This window comes from Micromonospora sp. NPDC048835, assembly GCF_040649995.1.
Lineage (GTDB): Bacteria > Actinomycetota > Actinomycetes > Mycobacteriales > Micromonosporaceae > Micromonospora.
On record NZ_JBEZGM010000048.1, the window covers coordinates 21,225 to 29,850 of the forward strand.

Here is an 8,626-nt window from a genome sequence, read left to right on the forward strand (position 1 = left end):
CGTCGCCGCTCGGGAGCGGCCCGAAGGGTGAAACTACCTTACGGAGCAGGTCCGATCCCTATCGGTGGTCAAGGAGCAGCAGTGAGCGAGCACGTCGGAGCCGGGCAGCACGGGCGGGACGCCGGCGGTGGCGGCGGTGTGTCCGGGATCGGGGAGTTCGGGCTGATCGGGAGGATCACCGCCCGGCTGTCGTACGGGCCGACGACCCTGCTCGGCCCGGGCGACGATGCGGCGGTGGTGGCCGCTCCGGACGGTCGGGTGGCAGCCTCCACCGACGTCCTGGTCGACGGGCGGCACTTCCGGCGGGACTGGTCCTCGGCCCGCGACGTCGGTCACCGGGCGGCAGCGGCCAATCTGGCGGACATCGCCGCGATGGGGGCCACGCCGACCGCCCTGCTCGTCGCTCTCTGCATGCCTGCGGACCTCGACGTCGGCTGGGCGGAGGAGCTGGCCGACGGGCTCTCCGCGGAGGCGGCGACGGTCGGCGCGAGCGTCGTCGGCGGCGACATGTCCGCAAGCCCCACGCTGACCGTCGCGGTCACCGCGCTTGGCGACCTGGCGGGCCGCCCGCCCGTGCTGCGCTCGGGGGCCCGCCCCGGCGACGTGCTCGCCCTGGCCGGGCGCACCGGGTACGCGGCGGCCGGGCTGACCGTCCTGACCCGGGGTTTCCGGACCCCCCGGGTGCTGGTCGAGGCGTACCGGCGGCCGCAGGTGCCCTACCAGGCCGGCCCGCAGGCAGCCCAGCTCGGCGCCACCTCCATGATCGACGTGTCGGACGGGCTCCTCGCCGACCTCGGCCACGTCTCCGTGGCCAGCGGGGTGGCGATCGACGTCCGCCGGGACGGGTTCGAGGTGCCCCGACAGATGGCCGACGCGGCGCAGGCGCTCGGCGTCGACCCGTACACCTGGATCCTGGCCGGTGGCGACGACCACGCGCTGGCCGCGACCTTCCCGCCGGCGGTGGCGCTGCCGCCGAGCTGGCGGCAGATCGGCCTGGTCACGGACGGTGCCGGCGTGACCGTCGACGGCGTCACCCACGACGGCCCGATGGGCTGGGACCACTTCCGGTGAGCCCCGCGCACCGCCGTATTCTGGACACCGTGAGTGAGATCGAGATCCGGGCGGTGCGCTTCGACGCGCCGGTGGCGCAGCAGCTGATCCACGCCGCACTTGCCGACCTCGGGGCCCGCTACGGCGGCTCCGGCGACGACACCCCGGTCGACGCGGCCGAGTTCGAGCCGCCGGACGGCGCTTTCCTCGTCGCCTACCTGGCCGGCGAGCCGGTCGGCTGCGGTGGCTGGCGCAGCCACGGCGCGGACACCGCTGAGCTGAAGCGGATGTACACGGCACCGGCGGCGCGGGGGCGGGGGGTGGCCCGCAGGGTGCTGGCGGCCGTCGAGCGCTCGGCCCGCGAGCAGGGCCGCAAACGGGTGGTCCTGGAGTGCGGCGACAGGCAGCCGGAGGCGATCGCCATGTACACGTCCGCCGGGTACGAGCGGATCCCGAACTTCGGCTTCTACAAGGACGCGGAGGGCTGCGTCTCCTTCGGCCGCACCCTCTGACCTGCCGCGCCGCACCCGGCACGGCAGGTGCGCGGCGGCTGCCCGGAACACGACATAGCCGGCGGACCCGAGGGTCCGCCGGCTGAGCCGAACGAAGTGGGTGCTACCGCGTCAGGCGCGGGTGACCTTGCCGGCCTTGATGCACGAGGTGCAGACCTGCAACTTCTTGGTGTTGCCGCCACCGGCCGGGGTACGCACCGACTGGATGTTCGGGTTCCAGCGGCGGTTGGTCCGCCGGTGCGAGTGGGACACGTTGTGGCCGAAGCCCGGTCCCTTGCCACAGACGTCGCACACGCTAGCCACGGGATACTCCTGGGATTGATACGTTCATGAGGTCGCCGGCAGGTGCTGCCCGGGCAACCTGGTCAGGTTACCCGATGACGTGCCGACCCGGCCAACCGGCCCGGTCCGGCGCTCGCCTGTGCCCCGGCTCGTGCCTGGTCGTGGGCCCGCCCGCACGACGGTGGGCCGGCCCGGCGGCAAGGGTACCGGAGGCGCTCGTCCCCGCCCCGGCCAGCGCCGGGCCGCAGCGCGGGGGACACGCCGGACGAGTCCGACGGGTGTCGGTGCGCGCCAGTAGGCTTCTGCCCGTGCTGGACACCCTCGACGCCGCCGCGGTCCGCCGCTGGTGCGCGAACGGGTTGGCCGCACTGAAGCGCCACCAGGGCGAGATCGACGACCTCAACGTCTACCCGGTGCCCGACGGCGACACCGGCACCAACCTGGTGCTCACCCTCACCTCCGCGCAGCAGGCCCTCGCCATGGATCTGGCCACTCTCCCCGACAGCGGGCCGACCGCGCACGGGCACGCGCTGCGGCTGATGGCCCAGGGCGCGCTTCTCGGCGCGCGGGGCAACTCCGGGGTGATCCTCTCGCAGATCCTGCGGGGTTTCGCCGACCAGGCAGCCGGGGTGCCGGCGGTGCGCGGTCGGGGGTTGGCCGCCGCGCTGCGCTCCGGCACCGCCGCCGCGTACACCGCGGTCTCCCGGCCGGTCGAGGGCACGCTGCTCACCGTGGTCGCGGCAGCCGCCGCCGCGGCCGAGGGCGCGGACAGCGACGACCTGTCGACGGTCGCCGGCGTTGCCGCCCGGGCGGCGGCCGATGCGCTCAGCCGGACCCCGGAGCAACTGCCGGCGCTGGCCCGCGCGGGCGTGGTCGACGCGGGTGGCCGAGGGCTCTGCGTGCTGCTCGACGCCCTGGTCGAGGTGCTGACCGGGGATCGCCCGGCCCGGCCCGCGCCGACGTCGCGCTCCGCCCGCCCGGCGGCCACCGTCGCGCGCGAGACAGGCTCCGACGAGTACGCGTACGAGGTGCAGTTCCTCCTCGACGCCCCGGCCGAGGCGGTCGCCGGGTTGCGGCGGGCACTCGACGCCCTGGGCGATTCGCTCGTCGTCGTCGGCGACGGGCGTGAGCCGAGCGGCACCTGGAACGTGCACGTGCACGTCAACGACGTGGGCGCGGCGGTCGAGGCCGGTGTCGCCGCCGGCCGGCCGTACCAGATCTCGGTGACCCGCTTCGCCGACCAGCCGGAGCCGCCCCCCGAGCCGGTTGCGGCGGGTCGGGCCGCGGTGGTGGTGGCCACCGGTGGCGGCATCGCCGACCTGTTCGCCGCGGAGGGCGCGACCGTGGTGCCGGGCAACCCGTCCACAGGTGAGTTGCTCGACGCCGTCCGCAGCACCGGCGCGGCCCGGGTGGTGGTGCTGCCCAACGACGCCAACACCGAGGCGGTGGCGAGCGCGGCTGCCCGGGAGGCCCACCGGTACGGCATCAAGGTGAGCGTGGTGCCGACCCGCTCGCCGGTGCAGGCCCTGGCGGCGCTCGCGGTCCGCGACGGTGACCGCCGTTTCGAGGACGACGTCATCGCGATGGCCGAGGCCGCCGGCGCCTGCCGTTACGCCGAGGTATGCCATGCCAGCCGGGAGGCGCTGACGGTGGCCGGCCCGTGCCGTCCCGGTGACGTGCTGGCGCTGGTGGAGGGGGAGGTGCACCTGATCGGCACCGACCTCACCGACACCTGCGCGGCAGTGGTCGACCGGATGCTCGGCGGTGGCGGCGAGATGGTCACCCTGCTGGCCGGGGTGGACGCCCCGGCCGGGCTCACCGATGCCGTCCGCGCGCACGTCGCGCGACGCTGGCCGTTCGTCGAGGTGCACGCGTACCCGGGCGGCCAGCCGTTTTATCCGCTCCTGGTAGGGATCGAATGAGCGAACCAGCCACCGTGGACACTCCGCTGAAGAAGCTGGTCGGGGACAAGACAGCCAAGGCGCTGGCCTCGCACCTCGACCTGCACACGGCCGGTGACCTGGTCTACCACTTCCCGCGTCGCTACGACGAGCGTGGGGAGCACACCGACATCCGCGCACTGGACGTCGGTGAGCAGGTCACCGTCATGGCCCAGGTGCAGCGCACCACGGTGCGCCCGATGCGTCAGCGGCGCGGCAACCTGCTGGAGGTGACCGTCGGCGACGGCTCCGGCGGGGTGCTGACGTTGACCTTCTTCGGCAACCAGGCGTGGCGCGAGCGCGAGCTGCGCCCGGGCCGGTGGGGTCTGTTCGCCGGGAAGGTCACCGAGTTCCGGAGCAAACGGCAGCTCAACGGCCCGGAGTACGTCCTGCTCGGCGAGGGTGGCGACGGCGAGGCGGCGCTCAGCGACGACATCGAGGAGTTCGCCGGCGCGCTGATCCCCGTCTACCCGGCTGCCGCTGCCGTGCCGACCTGGGTGATCGCGCGCTGCGTACGCGTCGTGCTGGACACCTTCACCCCGCCGGACGACCCCCTGCCGGGCGGCGTACGGGCCAGCCGCAAGCTTGTCGGGCTGGGCGCCGCGCTGACCGAGATCCACCGGCCGTCCAGCAAGGAGGCGCTGCACCAGGCGCGGCGGCGCCTCAAGTGGGACGAGGCCTTCGCCGTTCAGGTGACCCTGGTGCAGCGCAAGCACCGGGCTGCCGACTGGCCGGCCCGGCCCCGCCCGCCGCGCCCGGGCGGGCTGCTGGAGGCCTTCGACGCCCGACTTCCGTACGAGCTGACGGCCGGCCAGCGTGACGTGGGTGTGGAGATCGCCGCGGACCTGGCCACCCCGCACCCCATGCACCGACTGTTGCAGGGTGAGGTGGGCTCGGGCAAGACGGTGGTGGCGCTGCGAGCCATGCTCCAGGTGGTCGACGCGGGCGGTCAGGCCGCGCTGCTGGCGCCCACCGAGGTGCTGGCCGCCCAGCACCGCCGGGGCATGCTCGACCTGCTCGGGCCGCTCGGGCAGGCCGGTGAGCTGGGCTCAGCCGAGCACGCCACCCGGGTCGAGCTGGTCACCGGCTCGCTGGGAGCGGCGGCCCGCCGCCGGGCGCTCGGCGAGGTGGCGAGCGGCGCCGCCGGCATCGTGCTCGGCACCCACGCCCTGCTCTACGAGGGGGTCGACTTCGCCGACCTCGGCCTGGTGGTCGTCGACGAGCAGCACCGCTTCGGCGTGGAGCAGCGCGACGCCCTGCGGGCCAAGGCCGACCAGCCGCCGCACGTGCTGGTGATGACCGCCACCCCGATCCCGCGCACGGTGGCGATGACCGTCTACGGCGACCTGGAGGTCTCCACGCTCTCCCAGTTGCCCCGGGGGCGGTCGCCGATCGCCTCGCACGTGGTGCCGGCCGCCGAGAAACCGGCGTACCTGGACCGGGCCTGGCGTCGGCTGCGCGAGGAGGTGGCCGCCGGCCACCAGGCGTACGTGGTCTGCCCGCGGATCGGTGACGGGCCGACGAGCGACGAGGAACCGCCACCCGAGGACGACAACGGTCGGCGTCCCCCGCTGGCGGTGACCGAGGTGGCCCCGCTGCTGGCCGAGGGTCCGTTGCACGGCCTGCGGATCGGGGTGCTGCACGGTCGTCTGCCGGCCGACGAGAAGGACGCGGTGATGCGGTCCTTCGCGGCCGGCGACCTGGACGTGCTGGTGGCGACCACAGTGATCGAGGTCGGTGTGGACGTGCCGAACGCGACCGTGATGATCGTGCTGGACGCCGACCGGTTCGGGGTCTCCCAGCTGCACCAGCTACGGGGCCGGGTCGGGCGGGGTGCCGCAGCCGGGCTCTGCCTGCTTGTCAGCGAGGCGGCCGAGGGCTCGTCGGCGCGCGAGCGGCTGGACGCGGTGGCGTCCACGAGCGACGGTTTCAAGCTCGCCGAACTGGATCTGGAGCAGCGCCGCGAGGGCGATGTGCTTGGTGCCACCCAGTCCGGGCACCGCTCGCACCTGCGGTTGCTGTCGCTGCGACGCGACGCCGACCTGATCCGTGACGCCCGCGCCGAAGCGATCACCCTGATCGAGGCCGACCCGGAGTTGGCCCGCAGCCCCGCGCTCGCCGCCTCGGTGGCCGCACTCGTGGACGAGGACCGGGCGGAGTATCTGGAGAAGGGCTGACCACCCCCGCCGGCTCCGAAAATGGCTGAGGGCGCGTCGACCGGGTGGTCGACGCGCCCTCAGGTGTCAGAGCGGGTTGTCTCAGGCGGTGAAGCGAACCCGACGACGACGGGCCACCACGAACAGGGCGGCACCGGCGGCGAGCAGCGCCACGGCGCCGGCGATGATGCCACCGGTGGCGGCACCGGTCAGCGGCAGAGCGGGCTCGTCCTTGCCGCCGCCCTGACCCGGGGCGCAGTCGGCCGGCTGCTCCCAGGCGATCGGCGTGGTGTCGTCGAGGCCCTCGGCGGCCGGCGTGACGACGAGACCCTTGAACGCGTCGAAGGAGACGGAACCGGTCTCGCCCGGCTTGACGACGAGCGTCTTCGCGTCGCCCTTGTTCGGGGTCAGGGTGAGGGTGACGGTCTCACCGTCGGCCGGGTTCTCGATCGTGAAGGTGAGCTTGTCGCAGGTCGACTCGATCGAGCCCACCGGCTCCGCCGGGGCCGGGGTGGCCGTCGGGGTCGGGCTCGGGCTCTCAGCCGGCTGGCTCGGCGACGGAGAGGCGCTGCTCGGGGTCGGCGTGGGGGACGCCGGCGGGCTGGAGGGCGGGGTGGAGACGCTCGGCGAGGGCGTGGGCTCTGCCGCGCAGACGCCGGCCGGAGTGGCGGCGATCGTCCGCTCCTCCTCCACGATCCGGTCGGAGCGCACCCACCGCGCCTCGACGGTCAGCTCGATCGTCGGCCGCTTCTGGTCGAAGCGGTGCGCCTGGGTGCCGGTGAGGAGCCCGGTGCCCTTCGCCGGGAGCTTGGCGTCCTTCTCCAGGCCGCCGGTGAAGTCGCCCGGGACGGTCGACTCGAGCTTGGTGATCGTCGCGTCGATGTTCTCGCTGTTGCCGACCGTCCAGGTCACCTTGACCTGGCCGTCGGCGGTCAGGCAGTACGTGCCGGAGGGCTCGGGGTGGTGGGCACTCGCGGGGGCCGCGAAGGTGCCGATGCCGGCGAGGCCGATCAGCGCACCCGCGGCGATGGCCGCGACGCGCCGGAACGGAGACTTGGGAGGGTTCACGCCTGCTCCTGGTGAGGGGGGTACGGATCGCGTGGCGGGAGGCCGGGAGGCATCGTGACCGGGGAGTCACCTGCTCACCGGGGCGTCGCGCGACGCGGTGGCGTTCCCGCGGCGAAAGCGGGGACAGGGGGAGACTGTACTGATGGGTGGTTAATGAGGGGAGTTCAGATCATTGCCATCCGGCAATGTAGTCGATTCGTGATCTTTGATGCACCCAAGGTGGTGGTCCGGTCACTGGGGACGGTCTGCCGGTCGGCCCTCCACGGTGGATGCCCGGACGTCGGGGCTGCTCAGGCGTCCGCCTCGGCGGCGGCTGGTCGACTTCCCGGATCCCCGCCGTCCGGACGGGTCCACGTCGCATCGCGTAGCGTCGCGGGCATGAGCAGGAGGAGACGGTGACCCGGATCGTGGCCGGGACGCTCGGCGGCCGGCGGATCGCCGCCCCACCCGGCGCCGGCACCCGACCCACCTCGGACCGGGTGCGGGAGGCGCTGTTCAGCGCCGTCCAGGCCGCTGTCGATCTCGACGGTGCCCGCTTCGCCGACCTGTACGCCGGCTCCGGCGCGGTCGGCCTGGAGGCGCTCTCCCGGGGGGCCGGGCACGTGTTGCTCGTCGAGTCCGACCCGCGGGCGGCCCGGGTGATCCGGGAGAACGTGGCGGCGCTGCGCGCCGGTCCGGCGGCCCGTCTGGTCACCGGCAGGGTGGCGACGGTGCTGGCCGCCGGTCCGGACGGTGAGCCGTACGACGTGGTCTTCGCCGACCCGCCGTACGCGGTGCCGGAGGAGGAGATCACCGCGCTGTTGGCCGCGCTCGTCGACGGCGGCTGGCTGGCGCCGGACGCCCTCGTGGTGGTGGAGCGGTCCCGCCGCACCAGGGAGTTCGACTGGGTGCAGGGGATCACCGCCGAGCGCAGTCGCCGTTACGGCGAGACCACCCTTTGGTACGGTCGCCGATCATGAGACGTGCGGTGTGCCCCGGTTCGTTCGATCCGGTCACCAACGGACACCTCGACATCATCGGGCGGGCCAGTCGGCTCTTCGACGAGGTGATCGTCGGTGTGCTGGTGAACCAGTCGAAGAAAGGCCTGTTCACCGTCGAGGAGCGCATCGACATGCTCCGCGAGGTGACCTCGTCGTACGGCAACGTCCGGGTCGAGTCGTTCCGCGGGCTGCTCGTCGACTTCTGTCGGGCCCAGCAGGCAAGTGTGCTGATCAAGGGTCTGCGGGCGGTCAGCGACTTCGACTACGAGTTGCAGATGGCCCAGATGAACATCGGTCTGGCGGGTGTCGAGACGCTCTTCATGCCGACCAACCCGCTCTACTCCTTCCTCTCGTCGAGTCTGGTCAAGGACGTGGCCAAGTGGGGCGGCGACATCTCGGCCCACGTCCCCGACCCGGTCCGCGAAGCCCTCCAGGCCCGCCTGCACCCCCAGCCCTGACCCCGCACCGCCTCCCTTCACGCGCGATCTTGCGCTTACGGTTCCCGCATTGCCCCCTTTTGGGATGGTTTGGCACCACCGAAAGTGCAAGACGCTTCTATGTCTGTGGTGATCGGTTCGGTCGGTTGCCGATAGGGTTCGGCGTCAATGATCATTTGGGTGACTCGTTGCCGATCCGGC

Annotated in this window: 8 protein-coding genes; 6 read left to right on the forward strand and 2 right to left on the reverse strand. The window is 73.3% G+C overall.

Going from position 1 to position 8,626, the window contains the following annotated elements:
* Positions 1-81: 81 nt before the first annotated feature.
* Both AB0C15_RS31130 and AB0C15_RS31135 read left to right on the forward strand, forming a co-directional pair.
* Positions 82-1,071, forward strand: coding sequence for a thiamine-phosphate kinase (locus tag AB0C15_RS31130; RefSeq protein ID WP_357358047.1), 990 nt, complete (start codon positions 82-84; stop codon positions 1,069-1,071).
* Between the two features lie 29 nt (positions 1,072-1,100).
* The gene (locus AB0C15_RS31135; RefSeq protein WP_357358049.1) at positions 1,101-1,562 is read left to right on the forward strand and encodes a GNAT family N-acetyltransferase; all 462 of its coding nucleotides are present in this window, start codon (positions 1,101-1,103) and stop codon (positions 1,560-1,562) included.
* A gap of 111 nt (positions 1,563-1,673) precedes the next feature.
* Here AB0C15_RS31135 and rpmB read toward each other — a convergent pair whose 3' ends face one another.
* Positions 1,674-1,865, reverse strand: a complete 192-nt coding sequence (gene rpmB, locus AB0C15_RS31140) for a 50S ribosomal protein L28 (protein ID WP_007456456.1) — start codon at positions 1,863-1,865, stop codon at positions 1,674-1,676.
* A 287-nt stretch (positions 1,866-2,152) separates the two neighbouring features.
* Between rpmB and AB0C15_RS31145 the strand changes: the two genes are divergently transcribed.
* The gene (locus AB0C15_RS31145; RefSeq protein ID WP_357358051.1) at positions 2,153-3,766 is read left to right on the forward strand and encodes a DAK2 domain-containing protein; all 1,614 of its coding nucleotides are present in this window, start codon (positions 2,153-2,155) and stop codon (positions 3,764-3,766) included.
* The gene (recG, locus tag AB0C15_RS31150; protein WP_357358053.1) at positions 3,763-5,961 is read left to right on the forward strand and encodes an ATP-dependent DNA helicase RecG; all 2,199 of its coding nucleotides are present in this window, start codon (positions 3,763-3,765) and stop codon (positions 5,959-5,961) included. Before AB0C15_RS31145 ends, recG begins: the two co-directional genes overlap by 4 nt.
* An 81-nt stretch (positions 5,962-6,042) precedes the next feature.
* On the opposite strand, the gene AB0C15_RS31155 is transcribed toward recG, so the two are convergent.
* Complete coding sequence (locus AB0C15_RS31155; RefSeq protein ID WP_357358056.1) at positions 6,043-7,008, reverse strand: LPXTG cell wall anchor domain-containing protein; 966 nt, start codon at positions 7,006-7,008, stop codon at positions 6,043-6,045.
* A 395-nt stretch (positions 7,009-7,403) separates the two neighbouring features.
* Between AB0C15_RS31155 and rsmD the strand changes: the two genes are divergently transcribed.
* A complete protein-coding gene (gene rsmD, locus AB0C15_RS31160; RefSeq protein ID WP_357358058.1) occupies positions 7,404-7,967 on the forward strand; it encodes a 16S rRNA (guanine(966)-N(2))-methyltransferase RsmD in 564 nt (187 codons plus the stop codon).
* Positions 7,964-8,446 (forward strand): pantetheine-phosphate adenylyltransferase, encoded by a 483-nt coding sequence (coaD, locus tag AB0C15_RS31165; RefSeq protein ID WP_357358060.1) that lies wholly within the window; start codon positions 7,964-7,966, stop codon positions 8,444-8,446. Before rsmD ends, coaD begins: the two co-directional genes overlap by 4 nt.
* The last annotated feature ends 180 nt before the right edge of the window (positions 8,447-8,626 follow it).